Genomic DNA, 22,185 nt, shown 5'->3' with positions numbered 1-22,185 from the left:
TATTCCTGATTGCATTCGCGATCTTGCCAACCAAATCCATCAAGTTTTTCGCTGGCTAACATGAAACCACCCTGCCTTAGTGATTGAGGCAGGGGTTGGGCGATCCGCTGGGCGGGTGCAGTCGCCAGCGCTCCGCATTGTCTGCGATCGCGAAAAACAGATTCGCAATTTCAAGCCTGTGCCATATTGGGCGATATTTGCCCAGTATGGTGAAGGGTTCCAGGCAACCTATGTAGGGAAGGCGCAAGCAGCACAGGTAGACGAAAGTGATTCCCCTGTGGATGATGCAGCCGATCTCTCTGCGGTTGAAGAGGATACTGGAACTCGTGTTTCGTCCCAGCATGAAGCCGACGCTATTCTGGCGATCTCTCAAGCAAGACCCCATCAGGTGATTAAGTTTGAAGGCAAGAAGGCAAGCAAAACGCCGCCAGCACCGTTGACCACCTCAGCCCTTCAGCAGGTTGCCAGCGTCAAGATGGGATTAGCTCCAGAGCAGACGATGAAGATTGCTCAGAAGCCATTTGAAGAGGGCAAAATTTCTTACCATCGGACGGATTCGGTTTCTCTGTCTCCTGAATTTTCTGAAGAGGTAAAAGCATGGCTACAGCACCACAAACCGAACTTAGTGCCCGATAAAGTCACGGGACACAAAGATAAGGCAGGGAGTCAGGGCGCACACGAAGCGATTCGACCGACCCATGTGGAAGAAACCCCAGAACAGTTAAAAGGGTTTGACGACCTGCACCAGGCAGTTTATGCCCTAATCTGGCAACGGGCGATCGCCTCCCAATGTGCCCCAGCACAGTTCAATAAATCGGTGGTTCAGATTCAAGCGGATTCTACGTTCTGGGTTGCCCGCGGGTCCGTCATGCTATCCCCTGGCTATACGGAAATTTGGAAAGAGTCAGGTGGTGACTCTGAACTGCCAATTTTGCAGGAAGGTTCCACGCTGAAGCTGGAGAAGGCATGGCATGAAGCGAAGAAAACCAGTCCGCCTGGTCGATTCTCTGAAGCTCGATTGATTCAGGTGCTAGAAAGATACGGCATTGGTCGCCCCTCCACTTACGCCACGATCATGAGTGGATTGAAAGATCGCGGTTATGTGAGGGTTGAGAAGAAGAATCTGATTCCCACGGAAACAGGGCTAAAGACTGATGAATTTGTGGGCAAGGTGTTCCCGCAGCTTGTAGACACTAAGTTCACGGCTGGAATGGAAAAGCAATTGGATGAAATCGCTGAAGGAAAACGGGAATGGAAGCCGATGATGCTGGAGTTCTACTTTAATCAACTGCGTCCGGCGCTGGATGGAATCGGACGACAACTGGTTCAAGAATCCAGAGAGTATTCAGATGTGAAGTGCCCAGAGTGCGATCGACCGTTGACGATTAAGCGTCCAAAAGATGCGAGTAAAATGCGCGGCAAGGATCATTACCTTAAGTGCTTAGAAGGCTGTGAAGATGTGATCTTTTTTTGGAATGTCGGTTTGGCAAGCTGGATTAGAAAGGGCGATGAGCCAGCTAGACCAGCACCGAAACCTGGTGAAGCAACGGAGTTCGCTTGTCAGGTCTGTAGCTCCAACCTGGAAATCTATCGCTACCAGAAGGAGGGACAAGACAAAGCGATGATGCGTTGCTCTGACATTGAAGCTAGGAGCAAGCCAAATCATAAAAATGAGGTGTATTTTTTGACCAGCAAGGGCGAATTTTGGAATCCCAACACTGGACTGAACCCATCCACGGAGAAAGGAGCAAAGCCTGCTGTCAGTGGCACAAAGCCTGCTAGTAGCAGCAGGAAAAAGTCGAAGGGTAAGGTGGCGTAATGAACACGAAAAAAACTGAAATCGTTTTGTCAACGAGCAATTGAGATCTTAATCTGCCCACACACTAACTAAACACACCTCATCAGCGAGATAAAACAATGGTTTCCTCTATCATGTCCGAGACAACTTTTACGCCCATCTCTTTGCTCAAGATGATGAGTCGCCGAAACCAAGCGGCAATTCAACAAGGCATCAGATGTAGGGAACATAACCCATCTTCGTCACACCCTCTAAGGAGTCAAACGTTCTGGTTAGTGTTTGGTTTTGCCAACTTGGATTTTTCAAGTCAAAAGCAATATCCGCAAGTATTTCTCGCGTTCTTGTTGACCGCTGCGGGTGATTGTGCGATCGCTGCCCGTTGTTTGTCTTAGTTAGAATCTGGACAGCCGTTATCGTTATTGGGGAGAGTAAGGGGATTATTTTTATTGCAAGTGCTACGAAACCATTACAGCAATCTTTTACAGGGTTACATTACAACTTTGGGGTAGTAGGGGGCGTGAGTTCGAATCTCGCCGCTCCGATAGGTTGAAACCGCTTGTAATGGGCGGTTTTGCCATTTTAAAGGTCTTAAAAAAAGCTACCTAGAAAAATCCAAGTCATTCTCCACCCAATCGGGTCGAACAGCTAGCCGCTTTCTATAGTCCGAAAGTATACACTTCCTAGTGGTCACCTTATCTTCAAACTTGGGCAGCGTAGCCTTTTGACAGATGGAGTGATCGCGGTTGCTAGAGTATGCTAAAAGCAAACTAACTTCATATCGCTTGAAGGAATAATGAAAACCCAACAGTTAGGCGCAACTTCGGTCTCAATTAGCACGATTGGACTCGGTGGAATGCCGCTTTCTTTAAGTGGAAGACCAAGTGAAGCAGAGGCGATCGCCGTAGTTCATCGTGCTTTGGATCTGGGTGTCACATTGCTGGACACAGCCGATTCCTACTGTCAGGACGAAACCGACAAACATCACAATGAGCGCCTGTTTGCCAAGGCATTGCAGCAATATAACGGCAATACTAGCCAGGTGATTGTTGCCACAAAAGGGGGATTGATGCGCCCCAATGGGTCTTGGACTCGCAACGGCAACCCAGACCACTTGCGGCAAACAATTCGCGAAAGCTTTGAAGCGTTGGGTGGCAAGCAGGCGATCGCTCTCTGGCAATATCATGCGCCTGATCCAGTCTATTCAATTTCGGCATCGCTTGCGCCCGTGCGAGAAGCCGTTGAAGCAGGACTCATCCGCTATGTGGGCGTATCTAATTTCTCAGTAGAGCAGATTCAACAAGCGAGAGAGGTGGTTGATATTGTTTCAGTGCAGAATCAATACAATCCCTGGTATCGTGAACCAGAACAGGATGGCGTGTTGGCATATTGTGAGCAAGAAACACTCACTTTTTTGCCGTGGAGTCCTTTGGGAGGAAGCCGCCGCGTCAAAAACTTGCCAGAAATTCAGCCGATCGCCCAGCTTGCCCAAGAAAAAGACGTGTCGGTATATTGCCTAGTGTTGGCATGGCTGCGGGCAAAGTCTTCTTGTGTGGTGCCAATTCCAGGAGCAAGTAAAGTAAGCAGCATTGAAGATTCGGTAAAAGCGGCTGACCTAGATTTATCCACGATAGAGGTTGAGAAAATTGATCAGGCAACATTAATATAAGTTTTGAGAAGGACTGAGATCGCCCTAAGCCAAACTCCACAGTCAAGTCGTCAATTGCTCAACAATGCTACAAATTTTCAACACTGTGACCATTCCTGCTAATGAAATCGAAATCAGTGCTATTCGTTCTCAAGGAGCCGGTGGGCAAAATGTGAACAAAGTGGCATCAGCCATTCACCTACGGTTTGATATCTCTGCTTCTTCCCTGCCCGATCGCTACAAAGAGCGACTCTTGCAACTAAACGATCAGCGCATTACCAAAGACGGCGTTATCGTCATCAAGGCTCAGGAACATCGCAGCCAAGAACAAAACCGCGAAGAAGCGCTAAAACGACTGCAAGACTTAATTAGAAGTGCAGTGATAGTTCCTAAAAAGCGCAAACTCAGTCAGCCAACCCGTCGCTCTCAAGAAAAGCGTCTCGATCGCAAAAGTAAACGGGGAGACACCAAAGCGTTTAGAAAAAACCTTGCGGGTGGCGATTTTTTCTGAAAAAGAGGGCAATATTGCGCGATCGCCCACAGCATTCCAAAGTTGAGTCATTGGAGAATAAGCAGCGCATTGCTAGCTTTTCGATATGATGGGTGCATCGCTATTGCTGTCTTAGGTTGGCAAGTGTTAAGAATGACTTTTCTGGATGTGATGTGTAACTTTTCTGTTTTGCCTGTAGTAGGACAGTTAAGCTTCCGTAAAGCACAGAATTCTTTTTAGATACTTATTGTGTAAAAATTGCACAAACTTTTCTGATCCGCTCATTTTTAATTTGCAATCAGTAAAGTAACCAACCGATGCAGCCTTGACCCAGCCTGAATAAAAGCCTATGAGCCCCTTGCCTGATTCGTCTCCCCAATCTTCTAAAAATACTCCGACTGAACCTATTCAATCGGAACAGTCTTTACCTGTGACTGAGCCACCGATCGCGGAACATCCCAAAAACGAGACTGTCAAAGTTGAGGATGCCAACACTGAGGAGGGTCGCGAAGATGCAAAATCTGCTTCTACGGAGGTAACACCTACGTTGCGTCGTCCCCTAGCGCGTCCGGTTAACCGTCCCCCAACTCCTCCCGCTGTCACTCCCGCGATCGCAAAAGTCGTGCCTGCTCCTAAGTCTGAACCTGTAGCTCCTACAGTAGTTTCAGCTTCATCTAATGCAGCCACAACACCCCATAACGAGACTGATACAGCCACTCAAGCTGCACTCCGACAGCATCCCATTCCGCCACCCAGTGAGCCGAAGCAGTATCGGGCGATCGGGCTAGTGCGGGGGCGTTATACCGCTGTTGAGGATGAGTTTACGCGAGGTGAAATGCTCACTCCAGACGGAACTCTGCTTAAAGCGGTGCTGCTGGGTCGAGTCATGAGTTTAGTACGAAATCATATTGACCTAGAAAAAGATCATCTTTGGGTTGTTTATCCGCGTACCCGTGAAGGAGAGCCAGATATTCATCTACAAATTGTGGGGGTTTGGGAGCCAGAAACCCTTAAACAAAGCGATGCTGAAGAACAAGAGGCTGAAGTTGTACCAACGACTCCAACTGATGCAGATTTACACGATCGCTATTTTTCCATTCGTGGCGAAATTGTCTATGTTGCCCCAGATGAGACCTATTTGGTTGTTAAGATTCAGCAGGCTCCCCGCAAGAATTCTCAAAAAGCAAAAGCATTCAAACTGCCTTTGCATGGCAAGCTAGAAAACCCGCGTCAAGTGGGCTACTTTTGGGATCTCAATATTAAGCTTCAAGGTGTTGCTTTGACGATTGCAGATGGCACCTGCATTGGATTGGCACCGCCTAAAAAACGATCTAAAGATGGAGACGATCGCGGTCGTCGTAGACCCCAATTTGGACGCAGACCCCCTACAGGCAGCACTCCCCGAAATGGCGTGCCTCCTCGCCCTGTGACGGGTTCTCGCCCTGTGCCTCCTCCAAAACCTGTGAAGCGGAGTGAACCAGCTAGCGAAGGGTAAGTATCTAACGAAGTATCTAATGGGCGATTGAAAGAGAGCCATCTTATGAGAAGCAGACTTGTATTTTAGCGGTTGTCTTTTTGGTAGCGCCATGCCTAAAAACGGCGTAGGGTGGCGATCTCTAACTTTGATCGCCCAAAAGATTTTGATCGCCCAAAACTATTTATTCACCCAAACGATGTTCTTGATTTTTGAGATGATTGCCGTTTCCTAGGAAGACAACGGAAATAAGCGAAAATCATAGTTGATTCTGACTCTCTAAATACCATTGGTAATCATTTAAGCTGCCTTGTGAACACTCCTATCCCTATCTCCTAATAACAGAGAAAAAAGACAACACTATAGATGATTAATCAACGGACAGATCGGTATCAGCGTCTAGCTTGGTTAGAAGGAATTCGCATCCTTGCGGTGGTGATGCTACTGCTTTACTACGCTCAAATGGGGTTTACAGGCTCCGCATATACGCCTCAACCGACTGGATTAGTCAGCAATCTACGTCATTTGGCAACCGCAATGAGTACCTTTCCTAAGCAAGGAGCATTGCCCTATTTTTTAAGCTTGCCATCCTGGTTTGGGTTTCAGTTTATTGATGTCTTTGTGCTGATTAGTGGCTTTAGTTTGATGCTGTCGCTGAAGGGAAAGTCGTTAGACGTTGGAAAATTTTTAAGGCGGCGATTGCTCCAAATTTTATTTCCTTTTTGGGCGGTGTTGTGGCTATCGTTTCCTGTACTGTGGGCGATCGCTCTGGCGTTTAAAACTGATTTTCCCAATCCCTGGTATGTTTTTGCAGGCATTAGTTTTCCCTTAGTGTATGACTACAACGGGGAGATGCTAATGGCGACTAGCGGATCGTGGTGGTTTGTTTCACTCATTTTTAGCTTTGCGATACTATTTCCTTTCTTGTGGCAGCTACTCCAGCGCTGGGGAACCGCAAATTTAGTTGGGGTCTGTATTTTTCTGACGCTTAGCTATCGAGCGATCGCAATTTATGGGTTAGGGGGACATCCCACCTATGTGATTTGGGATACGTCCGCAGGCTGGCAACCCTTCGCCGTATTTTTGTCTAAGTTGGGCACGTTTGCGATCGGGATGGCAGTTGGAGATCTCTATCTAAAGGATGAAGGACCTGTCTACTGGAGCTATCCCCGTGCTTTAACAATTGGCGCTCTAATTTATGTCGCTGGTTTTATCGGTCAGTTCTATACTTGGGGATGGATTTTTGCAGATTTACTACTCTCTATCGGCTTGGGCTTAGGCTGCATGGTCATGTGTCGCATTCTGGCAGAACAAAGACAAATTGCCCTATTTTTTATCACAATGGGCGGCTATAGCTATACGTTCTTTCTGTTACATGGATTGGTCGTCGATCGCAGCTTGCAACTGGTCGTCCAAGGTGATGCAACACGGTATGCTGTGATGCTACCCATGATGATTGGCATGACCCTTGTTTTAGCCGTCTTAACAGTTTATATCAGTCCTTTAATTCAACGGATTGTCTTGGGTTTGCTGCGAGATGTGGATTATGTTTTAACAAAATCCCCTTCCGTGCAGCGCCGTTTTAAGGAACCGCAAGTGGGTGATAAAGTGTGCTATCGGAGTGAGGTGGGGTGGATTGTGCTGAAAGTAGAAAAGCTATTGGATGAGCAGGAATTTTTTATGTGCCAGGTGAGCGATGGTCGGCGATCGCTGTGGGTACACGAAGAGGAGTTAGAACCTGCCGGAAAACACTTCCGATGATGAGAAGCCATAAGTACTTAGGTAGTCCAGTCATGGCGCTCATATTGGAGTGTCTGCCAATAGGCGTGCGAAGGCTTCTACAAATAGCTCAACAATTTACCCTAACGATTGGAGGATAGCTTACGTGAAGAAGTGGTCAGTCGATCTGCATAAGCTGATCTATACCCATGTCTTAATGATTGGAATTCCCACCATCTTTTATTTTTGTCTACGGATGGGAGGGCTGCCACTGGTCAATGTCCATATGGCGATCGCCACATTTTTTCTCTTTAGCTCCTTAATGATTCTTTTGGAAGCTTCCACGGCTCTATTTCGTAGATTTGCTGTTCCAACTAAAAAAACAGGCGGCGATCGCTGGGATAATTTCGTTCATTCCATCAAAGTAGCCCTAGGGTTTAGCGGTTCTCAACGACCTACCCCAACCACTGCCCTTCCCCGCTGTTCTATTATCGTAGCTGCCTATCTGCCCAACGAACAAGACATTATTTTAGAAACATTACGCCACATTATCAACACGGTCTATCGCCCAGAGGCAGGGCTAGAAGTCATCCTGGCATACAACACCCCCATAGACTTGGCTATTGAAGATGACCTGAGAGTCTTTGCCCAAATCCATACTGAACTACGTTTATTACGAGTGGATGGCAGCCATTCCAAAGCCGAGAACTTAAATGCTGCCTTAGAAATCGTTACAGGCGAAGTGACCTGTATTTTAGATGCCGACCATCATCCATCTCCAGATTGCTTTTTGCGGGCATGGCGCTGGCTAGAGCAAGATTATGACGTAGTGCAAGGGCGTAACATTATCCGCAATCACGGACACAACTTACTCACCCAAAACATTGCCGTTGAGTTTGAATCCCTCTATGGTGTAAGCCATCCTGCCAAATCGTTTTTGACTGACTCCACTATTTTTGGTGGTTCCAATGGCTACTGGCAAACCGCCGTTTTAAAGCGGATTCGGTTTAACCCGATGATGATGACGGAGGATATTGATGCAACGCTGCGGACATTGCTGAATGGATATCATATTCTCCACGATCGCAGCATTATTGCCACCGAACTTGCCCCCATTGATTTCAACTCATTTTGGTTTCAGCGCAAACGGTGGGCGCAGGGCTGGCTAGAAGTCAGCTTCAAGTATCAACGGCGCGTGTGGAAATCTAAACACCTCACCCTCAAGCAAAAGTTCTACTGGACTTATTTGCTCTATTACTGTGTTATCTATTCCCTCCTAGCGCTACAAATTCTGCCACTCATTTTGAGCTTATTTTTGTTCCATGGCTACCTGCCCCAATCGGATAATGCCTACCTTTGGTTTAGCACCGTAATTACCTTCTTCAGTGGCATCTATCAAACAATAGTGACCATGCGGGTTTCATACATCCGCTACCCAGTTTACTATTTTGCCCAACATGCGATTCTTATCTTTTTGTATACCACTCTCAAAAATATGATCTCTGTGGTGGGGCTTTATGACCATTTACATGGACATAGCCACTGGGTTGTTACTCCCCGTGGCAAGCAGCCGACTCGGATTGTGTCGCCCGAAGCCCCGCCGATGTTAGCTCCAGTGGGCGGCGTGGGGAGTCGGGAGTAACGAGCGAATGGCGAATGAAGAATGGCGAGTGGCGAATATTCAGTAGAGCGATACGGCGAATTTCAAAAGAGAACTAGAGTTATTCGCTTTCACTCGAACTTCGTAACTCTTCATTCTTTGAGGGTTTCTTCCTCATCTTGATTTTGAGGGCGAGAAGATTGGGAAATCAAATGAAAGCTATTCATGGCATTCACAGCGGTTTTGCTAGTAGTTGTGGTGATCGCGGCGCTCGATCCACTCGTTGGAGCCGTTTGCAGTGCTTCTGCGACAGGATGATACAAAATTGTCATTAAACAAGAGCATCCTGCTAACAGCAACAGATCGAGTTCTTTGCTGCTAGGCTTACGAAACCGACCGTTGCGGCTGCGAATTGAAGATTTGACTGAATGCTGACTACTTAACATGCTTTCCTTTATATTCACTGAACCCGATTTACCAAATGACTTTCATAGCAGTACAAGGAAAGGTCAAGACAACAACCGTCCGTTATTCTTGATTTATCAAGGATCTTTGTGTCCTAACCTATTTATCCGTTGCCATAATAATCTTCTCTGCTGATCTAGACTGCTCAGAAAAAAATCGGTTCCGAACAGAAAACACTATAACGCAGCAAGTGTTCTGCGAAAATTAGGAAAGCTAAACTGCTGATTTAAATGTGGAAAAACGAAATGTCTGAAAATTGGAGAAGTAAGGTTGTTACTGAGGGTGTGCAGCGATCGCCCAACCGTGCCATGCTGCGAGCCGTGGGATTTGGTGATGGCGATTTTAGCAAGCCGATTGTAGGCGTTGCTAGTGCCCATAGCACCATTACCCCGTGCAACATGGGGATTGCGCCCTTGGCAGCAGAGGCGGAAGCAGGCATTCGCTTGGCGGGTGGGATGCCCCAAATTTTTGGCACGATTACCATCAGTGACGGCATTTCTATGGGCACTGAAGGGATGAAGTATTCCCTGGTGTCGCGGGATGTGATTGCCGACTCGATTGAAACCGTTTGTAATGGACAAAGTATGGATGGCGTGTTGGCGATCGGGGGCTGCGATAAAAACATGCCCGGTGCCATGATTGCAATGGCACGGATGAATATTCCGGCACTGTTTGTTTATGGCGGCACCATTAAGCCAGGAAACTTGGCAGGGGAAGATCTGACCGTCGTGAGTTCGTTTGAGGCAGTTGGGCAATATAGCGCTGGCAAAATTGACGAGGCGCGACTCACAGCAGTCGAGCGCAATGCTTGCCCTGGTGCAGGTTCCTGTGGTGGTATGTTCACGGCAAATACGATGTCTTCTGCTTTTGAAGCGATGGGTATGAGCCTGATGTATTCTTCCACAATGTCAGCGGCAGACTCGGAAAAAGCAGAGAATACGGCGCTGGCAGGAAAAGTTTTGGTAGAAGCGATTCGCCATAACCTGCGTCCCCGCGATATCATCACCCGCCAGTCGATTGAAAATGCGATCGCGGTGATCATGGCAGTCGGTGGCTCAACTAATGCGGTGTTGCACTTTCTAGCGATCGCCCACTCTGCTGGAGTTGATTTAAAGCTAGATGATTTTGAAACCATTCGCGCTCGTGTGCCCGTGCTGTGTGACCTCAAGCCTTCGGGTCGCTATGTCGCTACAGATTTGCATCGAGCAGGCGGCATTCCCCAAGTGATGAAAATGTTGCTGAATCATGGCTTGCTGCATGGCGATTGCCTCACGATTACGGGAGAAACGATCGCCGAACGGTTGAAACAGGTGCCCGATGAACCTAGCCCTGACCAGGATATCATCCGTCCGTGGAGCAATCCCATGTATGCCACTGGACATTTGGCAATTCTCAAAGGCAACCTAGCAACTGAAGGCGCAGTTGCTAAAATCACAGGCATCAAGAAAGCCCAAATTACGGGACCTGCACGAGTGTTTGACTCGGAAGAAGCCTGTCTGGAGGCAATTTTGGCACGAAAAATTGTCGCAGGTGATGTGATTGTCGTTCGCTATGAGGGACCAAAAGGGGGACCCGGTATGCGAGAAATGTTGGCTCCCACCTCAGCGATTATTGGAGCAGGTTTGGGCGATTCGGTGGGCTTGATTACCGATGGGCGCTTTTCTGGCGGCACCTATGGCGTAGTCGTGGGTCATGTGGCTCCTGAAGCCTATGTGGGAGGCGCGATCGCCTTAGTTCAAGAAAATGACTCCATCACCATTGATGCCGCTGCCCGTCTATTGCAGGTGAATGTGTCGGATGAAGAGTTGGCACTGCGCCGCGCTGCGTGGCAAAAACCAAAACCCCGCTACACCTCTGGCGTGTTGGCAAAATATGCCACGCTAGTTTCTTCTAGCAGCTTGGGTGCCGTCACCGATCTACACGTCAGTCCATAAAGTCCGTATGGGGATTCAAGTAGGATGTGTTAGACGCTAGCCGTAACGCATCCTACAAACCAGCAGTTTAGCGACGAGCTTTTGAGCTACGAGTGATTTTGGCGGGTTTCTCTTCTTTTTCTTGTGAAGAGATGGGTAAGGTTAGATGGAACTGGCTGCCCCGGTCTTTGCCTGCGGATTCTGCCCAGATGCGTCCGCCTAAACCCACTACAATTTGGCGGCAAATGGCAAGCCCTAGCCCGGTGCCTCCTGTTGATCGCCGCAGGGCACCTTCTTCTTGATAGAAGCGATCAAAGACTGTTTCTAGGCGATTGGATTCAATGCCACGACCCGTATCAGAAACGGTCACTTCTAGCATTCTGCCACCGTTGGACTGAGCTTGAATCACCACTTTTCCGGTGGGTTCAGTAAATTTGCAGGCGTTGTCTAGCAGTTTCGATAAGACTTCCACCACCCATTCACCATCGGCTTGAATCAACGGCAGTTCGGGCGACACTTGAGCCGTGATTTCGGGTAAGCCCCCGTCCAATTGCCGCGATCGCAGGCTGCTGAGAGCAAGATCAACACATTCTTGCAGGGGAAGCGGTTCTACATGCCACTGAATTCTGCCGCTTTCCAGTTGAGAGAGCGTCAAAAAATCTTGGATTAGTTTTCGCATCCGTTCTGCGTCGGTCAATGCCGCATTGAGCATCACTTGACGCAATTCTTCCGGCATGTCGGGTTCCGTAGAGAGGCTTTCTAGACATACCTGAATTGTGGAAAGCGGGGTTCGCAGTTCGTGTCCAGTGATGGCGATTAAATTACTGCGGGTACGATCGAGAGCGGCAAGCTGTTGGTTGAGGTCTTCTAGGTTGGCATAGGCTTCTGCTTGGATCAACGCTACCCCAATTTGGTTGGCGATCGCCTCAATCAACCCCACGTTGCTCTCATGCCAATCATGATTGGCGTTGCTGCAATGATGATTTGTATTGCTGCAATGATGCACTTCCACCATGCCCAGCAGTCGATTTTGATGTACCACAGGCACCATCAGCCAAGCCGCGATCGCCCACTGTTGTACCTGCTCTCTCGGTGCCACAACCTCCTGTTCCCGCAGCAGCCAAACATCCGCCTGAGTGTTAGGTACATACACTGGGTCTTGATGCTGCGCCACAAACTGAAACAGGGGATTGTCTGCTAGGTTCCAGCGGTGCCCAATGAGTGAGTCCACTCCGTGATTTAGCGATTCATGCTGGAGAGTCACTGCGGTATCTGTAGCACGACACCGATAGATTAAACAGCGAGAGGCGTGTAAGGCTTGCCCCAATTCTTGCACTGCAACCTTAAAGATTTCGTCAGGGTCGAGCGATCGCCGAATTGCCGAGGTAATCGAATTGACTAGCCGTTCTCGTTGTTCTTGAGCCGCAATGGAGCGATACACCTTCAGCAGCTTATATTGTCCAGCTTGAATGTAGGTGACCAATCGCTCGGCAAAAGGACCTGGATCAACTGTATTAAAGTGAGCTTGGGTGTTATTGAGCAATGTGGTTTGCGCGGTGGCTACCTTGTTGGCAAGTTCTGGACGATAGCGCAATACTTTCGCCAACAGCAACTCCGCTGCCTTACAAGCAACCGATCGCTCAAACGTCCAAATGCCTTCAAAGCGACGAGATTGATCAGACGGCAAGGGCAGAGATGATTCTCCAGGAGCCGTATAAGCCTGCCGTTCACGACAAATCAAACAGGCGGCATACTGAGAACCCACAACAACCAAATGCCACTCTTGGGCAAGGGCATCAGTTGAATCAAAGGCAATCGTTTCATAGTGATCAAAGCGATTCGCAAAATCAGTTTCAGGTGCTGCTAACACATAAACCTGCTCGGTGCGATCGGCGATTCTCAAATAGCGGTGGGCTTCCTGGCGATAAAATCGTTCCCTCTGAAAACTGGCAATGACCACAGGCTGATCCGTTCCCGCCAGAACCTGATCCTCCATCGCATGAGACAGCGCCGTGAGAGAGGACTTGAAGTAGATTTGCGGTCTCAGATCCGGGAGGGCAACTAACAGATCTTCCAGAATGGAAGGGGAGCGACTCATCAAGATAGAACTCTACTTGGATAAACGCGGAAGTATCACGTTTGGAGGCGGTGACCTTTCCTAAAGTGAAGTGCGAAATCTAAGCTCACTATACTGCCTAAGCTTTGCCACCGAAAGGTTTGTATGATTCTTATTGTTCTTCGCCCTTCGCCCTTCGCCCTATGGCAACGGTGCAGGCAGCCAGCCGCCCACAAGACTAGGACGAGTCACGGGTGGAGTAAACATCCGTTGAAAGGAGGATTTGCGATCTTGCAGCGGTTCGTTGCTGAGGTTCCACATAGTTTCATAGAAGAAGAACGACATGCCGGAAAAGCCGCGATCGCGGGCAATTTGAACTTTTTGCTCAATAATACTCATGGGCATCGGCTTATTTCTCAATCCTGTAAGGACTCCGATCGCAACGGGAATATGCTTTTTCGCCTCTTGTATATCAGGTTGTACCAGTTCCGAAATAAACCCAGTTGGATCAGTGCGATAAGCTTGCAGCAAAATTTCTTCCACATAGCCCAATCGCCGCCAGTTTACCCAATCTTGCAGATAATTTTCATAGGAAAAGGTTTGTGAATTGGGAGATAAAGAAACCGTGGCGTAAGGTTTTCGGGCTTTAACAATGGCAAACACCCGCCCCATAAATTCGGTAATTTTGTTTGCCCGCCAGCGGAGCCACTGCGGATCTTTAGCATTCACAGGCGGCTCTTTGCCGGGGTTCTCTTTTTTGTAGAGCGCCACAGTTTCAGCATCATAGCCAAACTCGGAGGGCAGCCCCATGTGATCATCAAACTGGATACCGTCTACGCCATATTTAGACACAATTTCGTCTACTAAGTTCAAAATAAACTGCTGCACTTCAGGCTTAAAAGGGTTGAGCCACACGCGATCGTATTCGCCCTCTTTCCAAACCTTGGAGCCATCTTTGCGCTGAGTCACCCATTGTGGATTGCGTTTCACCAGTTCAGAATCGGCAGGAGCCATAAAGCCAAACTCAAACCAAGGCATAACAGCAATGTTATTTTGTCGTCCTAATTGCACCAGTTCTGCCAACGGATCACGTCCTCGCAGTCCGGGTTCTCGCGGGTCGATCGCGTCCCCAATCGCTTGCCGCATCACTTGGCTAGGATAGAGCGTATAGCCCCAATTCCACACAACTGGATAGACCGTATTAAATTTGAGCGTTCCGAGTTCCTGAATCGCACTACGAAGCAGTTGGGGATTGAACAAGACCCGACTGTCAATATTCGTGAGCCAGACTCCTCGAATTTCTTGGGTGGGAAAACTGGGTTGGGGGAGCGGCGGCAGTGGAGGACGTGGACTAGGGTTAGTTATGACCGGGACAACTACCACGGGAAACCCAACCGGAGTGCCATTACCCGTTCCCGGTTTCCCTCCTATAGGCGGCAGTGAATTGGGACGAGCGCTGGCAATAAATTGAGTAGGGACTAGAGCGGTTGTGGTTGGCATGGCTTGGCAGAGTGCCGCAGCGAGTTCAGCGCGGGTAATGGGCTGATTCGGGTTAAACCGTTTGGGATCGGGCTGATTGATAATCAGGCGATTTTCCAAGGCGGCGGCAACGGGCGTTCTGGTGTAGTCTGGCACCATTCTGCCATCTTTAAAGGCGGCTCTTAAATCCTTCGATTCGCGCTGTTTGGCAGTGTAGCGTAATCCGGCTGCTAGTCCGCCGAAGGCTTGCGATCGCGCCATTGAATCACCGGGTCTAAACTCATCCCGTTTTTCTCCTAGCCAAAATCCCGTTTGCTGAATGTATTGAATCGCTTTGGCATTGGGATGATCGGCGCGCACATCTCGAAAGGCGATCGGCTTTTGGCTTTGGCTCATCCCTGGAAACGCTCGTTGCACCAGTGCCGCATACTCCGCCCGCGACACGACAGCATTGGGTCGAAATACCCCATCTGAGGAGGGCACCACAATTTTTTTATCTGCCAGGGCAGTCATACATTGCTGCGACCAGTGCCCCTGCAAATCACTACTCTGGACTTGAGCCATAGCAGATACTTGAAGTGTTAACAGTGACCCTAAAGATGTTAGGGGTAAAACCAACCATGCAACGGTAGATTGCCAACGATACTTAGCCATAAATGCCATTTTCTCAGAACGCCATATGTTACCCAAACTCAGGCAGAAGCCGCTGGTCAGGAAATTTTTGCAGGTTCTAGAAACTTCTAGCTAGAAACTTTTAACTAAGTAGCTGAGTGCAATTAAACAGAAGACCCTCATCCCCAACCCTTCTCCCTAAGGAGAAGGGAGTAGTGCTCAAAGTCCCTCTCCTTAGGGAGAGGGATTTAGGGTGAGGGTAGCTTGTGGCATCCTAAGTTTAATTAGATCCGTCTACTTAGAAACTTCTAATAAGAATTTGCTAGGAGTGCATTCACTGTATAAAGTAGCAGCTACGCTGATAGCAAGCACTCTGTTTTGCAACGCCTTACCGTATTACATCAATGCTTAGTTCTTCTTCTCTTCCATCCTTTCATCGGGCAATTCAGTCGGGTGATTTTCTGATTACGGCAGAGGTTGCCCCACCGAAAGGAGGCGACCCAGCACATATGCTGTCTATGGCGCACCTATTGAATGGGCGAGTGCATGGGGTCAATGTCACCGATGGCAGTCGGGCAGTGTTGCGGATGTCGTCGCTAGCCGCCTCGGTGATTTTACAACAGCATGGCATAGAGGCAATTTGTCAGGTTGCCTGTCGCGATCGCAATGCGATCGCGCTGCAAGCCGACTTAATGGGCGCACATGCATTGGGCATTCACACGATTTTGGCACTCACAGGCGATCCGGTAAAAGCAGGGGATCATCCCAATGCCCGCTCTGTATTTGAACTCGAATCAGTGCGCTTATTGAATCTCATCCACAAACTTAATGGCGGACTCGATTTTAATGATAAACCGCTGCCTCACGGTGCAACCCAGTTACTCGTTGGTGCGGCTGTTGATCCTCAATGTGGCAGTTGGTCGGGACTACAGCGTCGCTTTGAACGCAAGCTTGCGGCTGGGGCACAGTTTTTTCAGAGCCAGTTGATCTCCGATTTCGATCGCCTAGAGAAGTTCATGACCCAAGTGGCGGTAGGGTCTAACAAACCAATTTTGGCAGGCATTTTCCTACTCAAGTCAGCCAAAAACGCCCAGTTTATCAACCGCTGCGTTCCCGGTGTTCACATTCCTGATGCGATCATCGATCGCCTGGGGGCGGCGGCTGATCCGCTCCACGAAGGCATGGTGATTGCTGCTGAACAGGTGAGACACGCGAGAGAACTCTGTCAAGGCGTTCATATGATGGCAGTGAATCGAGAAGATTTGATTCCACAAATTCTTGATTTAGCAGGGATTCCACCACTGAGTTAGCGATCGCACCTATTGAGGTCAGTTGAGATCGCACTACATCAAGCATTTTTGTCTGCCCTCAAATGGAGTAGATATTGCTCTGAGTTGCCCCCTCTAGGTCAATAATCAACAAGTGCAAAATCATGTTTTAGTTAACTTTTTACACCTTCCAAATAAATGATCTAAATAGCTGATTATTAGTGAGAAATTTAGTGATCTACTATTTTCTATCTAAATATCTAAGTTTATTTGAATGGGCTTGTGGCTATAGGTTTTAGCATTTGAAATGAAGTAGCGATCGCGAATTTACTGATTCTATTGACAAGCTTTCTTGATAACTCTAAAGCCCTCCGTTGCAGGTTGATTTTAGCGTGCTACATTATCAATACTGCTCGTTATTGAAAACACCGGGTTCATCCAAGAGAGGAAATTATGTCTGAAATGCAAGCTCCTGTCCGTCCTTTTGACCAAGTTAACGATAATCCAGTCTTATTTGAACGGTCGGTTACAACGCCCATCCTGGAAGGAATGAATCTTGCCCTAGCAAGTTTCCAAGCGCTGTATCTGCAATATCAAAAGCACCATTTTGTTGTAGAAGGCGCTGAGTTTTATTCCCTGCACGAGTTCTTTGCCGAAAGCTATGAACAAGTGCAAGGCTATGTTCATAAAATTGGTGAACGCTTAAACGGTTTGGGAGGCGTTCCGGTGGCTAGTTTTACCAAGCTGGCTGAATTGTGCTGCTTTACGCCTGAGCCTGATGGTGAATATGCTTGCCGTCAAATGGTGGAACACGATTTGGAAGCGGAACAAGCGGTGATTAATCTGCTGCGTCGGCAAGCGGGACAAGCGGAAAGTTTGGGCGATCGCGCGACTCGGTTATTGTATGAACAAATTTTGTTGGAAACCGAAGATCGAGCGTTTCATCTAGCGCACTTCTTAGCTAAAGATAGTTTGACCTTCGCTTACGTTGCAACCAATAACTAATGTCTATCCGCTCTCTATCTACAGCGATCGCCCCTACTATACCAAAAGTAACGCAATGGGCGACTTTCTTGAAACCGCCTAAATCAGCCCTCACCCACAGGAGAGGGAACCAGAGATCTCCTGAAAGCCCCTCTCCTGCGGGAGAGGGGTTTGGGGTGAGGGTTCTTAGTCGCGCTTCGCCGACATCTTAAATCAATTTATTCAGCGTTCTGCTGCCCTCTATCCTTCAATTCTATTTTGCCAAGCCTACAATGATCTCTGCCAGTTGAATGGGCTGAACAGGCTTAGCAATATGCACTTGAAACCCTGCCGCGATCGCGAGTTGGCGGTCACGATCACTGGCATAGGCGGTCAGCGCAGCGGCAGGAATTTGTCTGACGGTTGCCGCATCCATCGCTCTCACTTGTCGAATCAAGAAGAGTCCATCTTCATCGGGCATTCCGATATCAGATAGCAGCACATCAAATTTATTCAGTGTTTCAGTCAGAGCCGCGATCGCCGCCTGTGCTGATGCCACAACTATTACCTCTGCTCCAAAATCTTCCAACATCCATTGAATCAAATCTCGGCTATCGGATTCATCATCCACCACCAAAATCCGCAACCCTTTTAGGGAAGGCGCGATCGGCATGATTTCCTCTACCGATTCTGCCTGATTATCGACTTGTTCTAGCTTAGTGCTTGTCAACAAAGCTTCTGGCACTTGTGGCACCTCCAACAGGGCTTTCCCCAAAGGCAACCGCACGATCATCGTAGTGCCTTGCCCCTCGCCCAAACTCTCTGCTTGCACCGTGCCCCCGTGCGATTCCACAATATGGCGCACAATCGACAAGCCTAAGCCTAGACCCTGACTGGATTTAGTGCTGCTAGAATCCCCTTGACGGAAGCGATCGAAGACGTAAGGCAGAAACTCGGCGCGGATTCCCTGCCCGGTATCGCTGATAGTGATTTGAGCATAGTTTTGAGGAGAGTTTTGAGTTAAATTCTCGTGCTGAGCATTTAAGGTTTGTGAGTTTTGAACTCTATTAGCATCAGCGCCGCTTTTCGCTTTTGAGTTTTGAGTTGAATCTTCTAACTGAGAACTCAAAATTGAGAACTCATAACTCTCTAACTTCACTTCCACTCGTCCACCCGCAGGCGTAAATTTAATTGCGTTGGTGAGTAAGTTCCATAGCACTTGTTGCAGCCGATCGCGATCGCCCAACGCCATCACTGAGGTTATCTGCGGCACCAGTTGAATGTTTTTTGTCTCTGCCGACAGTTGCACCGATTCGATCGCCCCTTGCACGACCCCAACCAGATCAATCAACTGGGTATTAAGATGCAGCTTGCCACTTGTAATTCGAGAGATATCCAGCAAATCCTCAATTAATTGATTTTGCGCTTTAGCACTGCGCTCAATGATTTCTAGGGCACGAGTGGCAGCGGCTTCTTCTAATTTGTGGGTGCGTAGCAAACTTGCCCAACCCAACATAATATGCAGCGGATTGCGGAGTTCGTGCGACAGGTTTGAGAGAAACGCATCTTTGGCATGATTGGCAGTTTCTGCTTGCTGACGGGCGGTTTGTTCTAGCGTTAAGAGGTGCGATCGCTCGGTTTCAAGCTGTCGCTGCTCGGTAATATCGGCGATCGCCAACAGCAGCATTTGAGTATCGCCCAACTGAAATTTGCACGCATTCAGCCGCATGGTTTTCTGCCCAATCTGATCAAAATTATGGGTAATTTCAAAATCATGGAGATTGACATCGTTTGCCAGCACATCCTCTAACAACAATCGCAGTTCGGGCAAATTCCACTGTCCATTGCCCAAGTCAAACAGTAACGTCTGCTGGGTTTCGGGCAGCGCAACTTGAAACGTTTGATAAAATGCACGGTTGGCGGTGTTCACTCGCAGTTGAGTATCTAGCACAATCAACGGCACTTGCACCGTTTCCACGATCGCCTCCGCATAGTTTCGCGCAGTTTCTAAGGCAGCGGCTCCTCGCTTTAAACCGTCAATATCGAGCAGCACTATCACGACCCCATCAATCTGATTTTCCAAGGTGCGATACGGACGAATCCGCAGCGTATACCAATGCCCTGATTGGGTTTGCACCTCTAGCTCTTTCACTGCCAGCGTTTCCAACACTTCTAACAGCAGTGATTCTAGATTTGGAAGATTGAGGTTTGTGCGAATATCGCTAAGGGGTCGTCCAGCATCTCCCGGAATCAGGTTAAACATCTGCTGCGCCATGGGGGTAAATCGGCGAATATGCAGATCATTTGCCAACATCAATATGGGAATGTTGATACTGGCAAGCAAATTTGTCAAATCATTGTTTGCTTGATACAGCTCTGAATTGCGGGTGCAAAGTTCTTCGTTAGTCGTATTCAGTTCTTCGTTGGTTGCCTGAATTTCCTCCTTGGCAGTTTCTAGCTCTTCATTGGTGCTTTGCAACTCTTCATTGCTCGACAAAATTTCTTCATTGGCAACCTTCAAATTTTGATTCACATAGTCTTGCTCTTGAACTAGGGTTTGCAGATATTCTTGAGTCGCGATCTGCTCCCTTGTAATTGCCGTGAGTGCCTGTCTTAGCCGAACTATCTCTTGCTCTGGATCTTCTGGATCGGGGGCAAGTAGCGTGGCGCTGTTTTCCTCAGTGGCAATGGTTTCAAACAAAATCAAAAAATACAACTCTTCAACGACAGAGGGCTTGAATGGAATGACCTGGAGCGTGACGATGGTTGAAACCAAGTTCATCTCTAACGGGATGCCCTCTTTCCTCACGGTCACGTTTTGCTGCTGGGCTTGATGAATCGCTGCCCGTAGGTCTGCTAGCAATCCCTCACGCACGATTTTGAGCAAATTGAGGCTGGCTTTTCCGGGGGCAAACTGAAGATAAGGGTTGGTGTCGCCGCGCAGTTGCAAAATCTCTAGCTTGTCGTTGATCACAACCCCCACCGGTGCATAGTGAGCGGCAATGAGTTGATCGGCTTCTTTTTGCAGATCAAACACATCCGATGACACTTGTACTAAGGGTTGGTGGTCTTCCACTTTAACAATAGGATAGCTGCTGGTGATGAAGGAAAAACGAGGACGGATAGAGTTAAGCTTTTTGGTGTAAATTTTATACTTCTGATCCACCAACTCAAATAAATCCGAAAATTTTCCGGTGCTTTCTGAGGTGCCCAACATCAAGAAACCAGAGGGTTTGAGGCTGTAGTGAAAGATGGGCATTAACCGTTTTTGCAGGGTTTCACCCATGTAAATCAACACGTTGCGGCAAGTGATCAAATCCAGGTTGGAAAACGGCGGATCGCTGCTTAAATCTTGACGGGCAAACACGCAGAGTTCCCGGACAGCCTTACAAATTTGGTAAGTGCCGTTTTCTAGAGGAATGAAGAAGGCGCTGCGGCGATCGCGGGACACTTCCACCATTTGACTGGCTGCATAGATGCCCGTTCGGGCTTTATAGATCGCCGCATTGCTAATATCCGTGGCGAATATCTGAATCGATGGATGAATCGCTTTAGCTCTGAGAAATTCCAACAAACAAATAGCGATGGAATACACTTCTTCCCCTGTGGAGCAACCCGCCACCCAAATCCGGATGGGATCGGCTGAGCTATTTTGCGCTGAGTTGTTTTGCACAATTTGAGGAAACACTTGCTGGGTCAACAGGTCAAAGGCTTCTGAGTCGCGGAAGAAACTGGTCACATGAATCAAAATTTCTTCATAGAGCGCTTTCACTTCTGGCGGATGAGTTTGCAAATATTGAACGTAGTCATCCAGTTGATCCATTTTATAGAGCAGCATCCGTCGCTCAATTCGGCGATCGAGAGTGGTGCGTTTATAGAGTGAAAAATCGACTCCAGAAATCGATCGCAACAGTGAAAAGAGCGTAAAAAGGGGATTGAGGCTAGTGGGGCTAGCAGGGGCACCCGTTACCGATATCGACTGCGCGATGAAGGGATGGCGGCTGAGCTTGGCAATTTCTTCAGCGATTTGTTGCGGCGGCAAGACAAAATCGACGTTGCCCGTTGCCACAGCGGTGTTTGGCATACTCTCAAACCGGGCGCTATCCTCGCATTGGGCAAACGTGATTCCGCCTGCTTCCTTTATTGCCGTTAAGCCACGAGATCCATCGCCATCGCCACCCGATAGAATAACAGCGATCGCTTTGTGTCCGCGATCGGCTGCCAAAGAGTTAAATAGGGCATCTCCGGGTAAATAACCATGACCAAACACCTTCTCACGAGGGGCAAGTTGGAGCCTTCCATCCACTAAGGTCATCGAAGTATTGGGCGGAATCACATAGATATGGTTTGGCTCCACCATCACGCCATCTTCCACCTCATTCACAGGCATTTGGGTTGCCCGTCCTAAGATTTCAGACAGCATACTTTTATGATTTGGGGCGAGGTGCTGCACCAACACAAACCCCATGCCTGTATCTGTGGGCAGATGGCTTAATAGCTGTGTGAATGCTTCAAGCCCACCCGCCGAAGCCGCAATGCCCACAATCGGAAACCCAGCCTCAGCAGGGTTTTGCGCCGCCTCATTGCTTTCTTCAGCCATAGGTTCGGGGGGGGGGGGGGGGGGGGGGGGTGTCAGCATTCATACACACTAGTTGGAGACTCTGAAAGGACTGACTCTAAGGCTATTTCTTTAAATTAGCACC

General features: G+C 48.5%; 15 protein-coding genes and 1 tRNA gene. 12 read left to right on the top strand and 4 right to left on the bottom strand.

Annotated features, from left to right (window positions below):
• Nucleotides 1–79 precede the first annotated feature (79 nt).
• The 9 genes from AB3R30_RS24485 (at nt 80) to AB3R30_RS24445 (ending at nt 8,768) form a co-directional block, all read left to right on the top strand.
• Nucleotides 80–1,819, top strand: coding sequence for a type IA DNA topoisomerase (locus AB3R30_RS24485; protein ID WP_458651826.1), 1,740 nt, complete (start codon nt 80–82; stop codon nt 1,817–1,819).
• A gap of 98 nt (nt 1,820–1,917) precedes the next feature.
• Entirely contained in the window at nt 1,918–2,190 is a 273-nt protein-coding gene (locus AB3R30_RS24480; RefSeq protein ID WP_458651825.1) for a hypothetical protein, read from the top strand.
• Nucleotides 2,191–2,220: 30 nt separating this feature from the next.
• Nucleotides 2,221–2,340 (top strand) — tRNA-Ser (locus AB3R30_RS24475).
• A 251-nt stretch (nt 2,341–2,591) separates the two neighbouring features.
• Nucleotides 2,592–3,464: an aldo/keto reductase gene (locus AB3R30_RS24470; RefSeq protein WP_458651824.1), complete on the top strand. Its 873-nt coding sequence runs from the start codon at nt 2,592–2,594 to the stop codon at nt 3,462–3,464.
• Between the two features lie 64 nt (nt 3,465–3,528).
• Nucleotides 3,529–3,954 carry an alternative ribosome rescue aminoacyl-tRNA hydrolase ArfB gene (gene arfB, locus AB3R30_RS24465; RefSeq protein ID WP_458651823.1) on the top strand — a complete coding sequence of 142 codons (426 nt, stop codon included), beginning with the start codon at nt 3,529–3,531 and terminating at the stop codon, nt 3,952–3,954.
• Nucleotides 3,955–4,282: 328 nt separating this feature from the next.
• A complete protein-coding gene (locus AB3R30_RS24460) occupies nt 4,283–5,428 on the top strand; it encodes a hypothetical protein (protein ID WP_458651822.1) in 1,146 nt (381 codons plus the stop codon).
• A 91-nt stretch (nt 5,429–5,519) separates the two neighbouring features.
• Nucleotides 5,520–5,642, top strand: a complete 123-nt coding sequence (locus AB3R30_RS24455) for a hypothetical protein (protein WP_458651821.1) — start codon at nt 5,520–5,522, stop codon at nt 5,640–5,642.
• A gap of 131 nt (nt 5,643–5,773) precedes the next feature.
• The gene (locus AB3R30_RS24450) at nt 5,774–7,168 is read left to right on the top strand and encodes an acyltransferase family protein (RefSeq protein ID WP_458651820.1); all 1,395 of its coding nucleotides are present in this window, start codon (nt 5,774–5,776) and stop codon (nt 7,166–7,168) included.
• A 124-nt stretch (nt 7,169–7,292) separates the two neighbouring features.
• Complete coding sequence (locus tag AB3R30_RS24445; RefSeq protein WP_458651819.1) at nt 7,293–8,768, top strand: glycosyltransferase family 2 protein; 1,476 nt, start codon at nt 7,293–7,295, stop codon at nt 8,766–8,768.
• Between the two features lie 110 nt (nt 8,769–8,878).
• Here AB3R30_RS24445 and AB3R30_RS24440 read toward each other — a convergent pair whose 3' ends face one another.
• Nucleotides 8,879–9,172 carry a hypothetical protein gene (locus tag AB3R30_RS24440; RefSeq protein WP_458651818.1) on the bottom strand — a complete coding sequence of 98 codons (294 nt, stop codon included), beginning with the start codon at nt 9,170–9,172 and terminating at the stop codon, nt 8,879–8,881.
• 264 nt (nt 9,173–9,436) lie between these two features.
• Here AB3R30_RS24440 and ilvD point away from each other — a divergent pair, with 264 nt between their 5' ends.
• A complete protein-coding gene (gene ilvD, locus AB3R30_RS24435) occupies nt 9,437–11,125 on the top strand; it encodes a dihydroxy-acid dehydratase (RefSeq protein WP_458651817.1) in 1,689 nt (562 codons plus the stop codon).
• A 67-nt stretch (nt 11,126–11,192) separates the two neighbouring features.
• On the opposite strand, the gene AB3R30_RS24430 is transcribed toward ilvD, so the two are convergent.
• Together AB3R30_RS24430 and AB3R30_RS24425 are read right to left on the bottom strand one after the other, a co-directional pair.
• Nucleotides 11,193–13,202 (bottom strand): DICT sensory domain-containing protein, encoded by a 2,010-nt coding sequence (locus AB3R30_RS24430; RefSeq protein ID WP_458651816.1) that lies wholly within the window; start codon nt 13,200–13,202, stop codon nt 11,193–11,195.
• Between the two features lie 159 nt (nt 13,203–13,361).
• Nucleotides 13,362–15,293 (bottom strand): glycoside hydrolase family 10 protein, encoded by a 1,932-nt coding sequence (locus AB3R30_RS24425; RefSeq protein WP_458651815.1) that lies wholly within the window; start codon nt 15,291–15,293, stop codon nt 13,362–13,364.
• Nucleotides 15,294–15,655: 362 nt separating this feature from the next.
• Between AB3R30_RS24425 and AB3R30_RS24420 the strand changes: the two genes are divergently transcribed.
• Both AB3R30_RS24420 and dpsA read left to right on the top strand, forming a co-directional pair.
• The gene (locus AB3R30_RS24420; protein WP_458651814.1) at nt 15,656–16,561 is read left to right on the top strand and encodes a methylenetetrahydrofolate reductase; all 906 of its coding nucleotides are present in this window, start codon (nt 15,656–15,658) and stop codon (nt 16,559–16,561) included.
• A gap of 411 nt (nt 16,562–16,972) precedes the next feature.
• The gene (dpsA, locus tag AB3R30_RS24415) at nt 16,973–17,524 is read left to right on the top strand and encodes a DNA starvation/stress protection protein DpsA (RefSeq protein ID WP_458651813.1); all 552 of its coding nucleotides are present in this window, start codon (nt 16,973–16,975) and stop codon (nt 17,522–17,524) included.
• Between the two features lie 232 nt (nt 17,525–17,756).
• On the opposite strand, the gene AB3R30_RS24410 is transcribed toward dpsA, so the two are convergent.
• Entirely contained in the window at nt 17,757–22,082 is a 4,326-nt protein-coding gene (locus AB3R30_RS24410; protein WP_458651812.1) for a chemotaxis protein CheB, read from the bottom strand.
• Between the last annotated feature and the right edge of the window lie 103 nt (nt 22,083–22,185).

The organism is Sivoneniella epilithica UHCC 1019, from assembly GCF_040830845.1.
In the GTDB taxonomy this organism is placed as follows: domain Bacteria; phylum Cyanobacteriota; class Cyanobacteriia; order Leptolyngbyales; family Leptolyngbyaceae; genus ULC077BIN1.
This window is presented reverse-complemented; position numbering and strand designations above follow the sequence as displayed.

Excerpts from the sequence above, each read along its gene's own strand:
- AB3R30_RS24480 (WP_458651825.1), top strand. The coding sequence starts at position 1,918 with ATGGTTTCCTCTATCATGTCCGAGACAACTTTTACGCCCATCTCTTTG.
- AB3R30_RS24470 (WP_458651824.1), top strand. The coding sequence starts at position 2,592 with ATGAAAACCCAACAGTTAGGCGCAACTTCGGTCTCAATTAGCACGATT.
- arfB (WP_458651823.1), top strand. The coding sequence starts at position 3,529 with ATGCTACAAATTTTCAACACTGTGACCATTCCTGCTAATGAAATCGAA.
- AB3R30_RS24460 (WP_458651822.1), top strand. The coding sequence starts at position 4,283 with ATGAGCCCCTTGCCTGATTCGTCTCCCCAATCTTCTAAAAATACTCCG.
- AB3R30_RS24455 (WP_458651821.1), top strand. The coding sequence starts at position 5,520 with ATGCCTAAAAACGGCGTAGGGTGGCGATCTCTAACTTTGATCGCCCAA.
- AB3R30_RS24450 (WP_458651820.1), top strand. The coding sequence starts at position 5,774 with ATGATTAATCAACGGACAGATCGGTATCAGCGTCTAGCTTGGTTAGAA.
- AB3R30_RS24440 (WP_458651818.1), bottom strand. The coding sequence starts at position 9,172 with ATGTTAAGTAGTCAGCATTCAGTCAAATCTTCAATTCGCAGCCGCAAC.
- ilvD (WP_458651817.1), top strand. The coding sequence starts at position 9,437 with ATGTCTGAAAATTGGAGAAGTAAGGTTGTTACTGAGGGTGTGCAGCGA.
- AB3R30_RS24430 (WP_458651816.1), bottom strand. The coding sequence starts at position 13,202 with ATGAGTCGCTCCCCTTCCATTCTGGAAGATCTGTTAGTTGCCCTCCCG.
- AB3R30_RS24425 (WP_458651815.1), bottom strand. The coding sequence starts at position 15,293 with ATGGCTAAGTATCGTTGGCAATCTACCGTTGCATGGTTGGTTTTACCC.
- AB3R30_RS24420 (WP_458651814.1), top strand. The coding sequence starts at position 15,656 with ATGCTTAGTTCTTCTTCTCTTCCATCCTTTCATCGGGCAATTCAGTCG.
- dpsA (WP_458651813.1), top strand. The coding sequence starts at position 16,973 with ATGTCTGAAATGCAAGCTCCTGTCCGTCCTTTTGACCAAGTTAACGAT.
- AB3R30_RS24410 (WP_458651812.1), bottom strand. The coding sequence starts at position 22,082 with ATGGCTGAAGAAAGCAATGAGGCGGCGCAAAACCCTGCTGAGGCTGGG.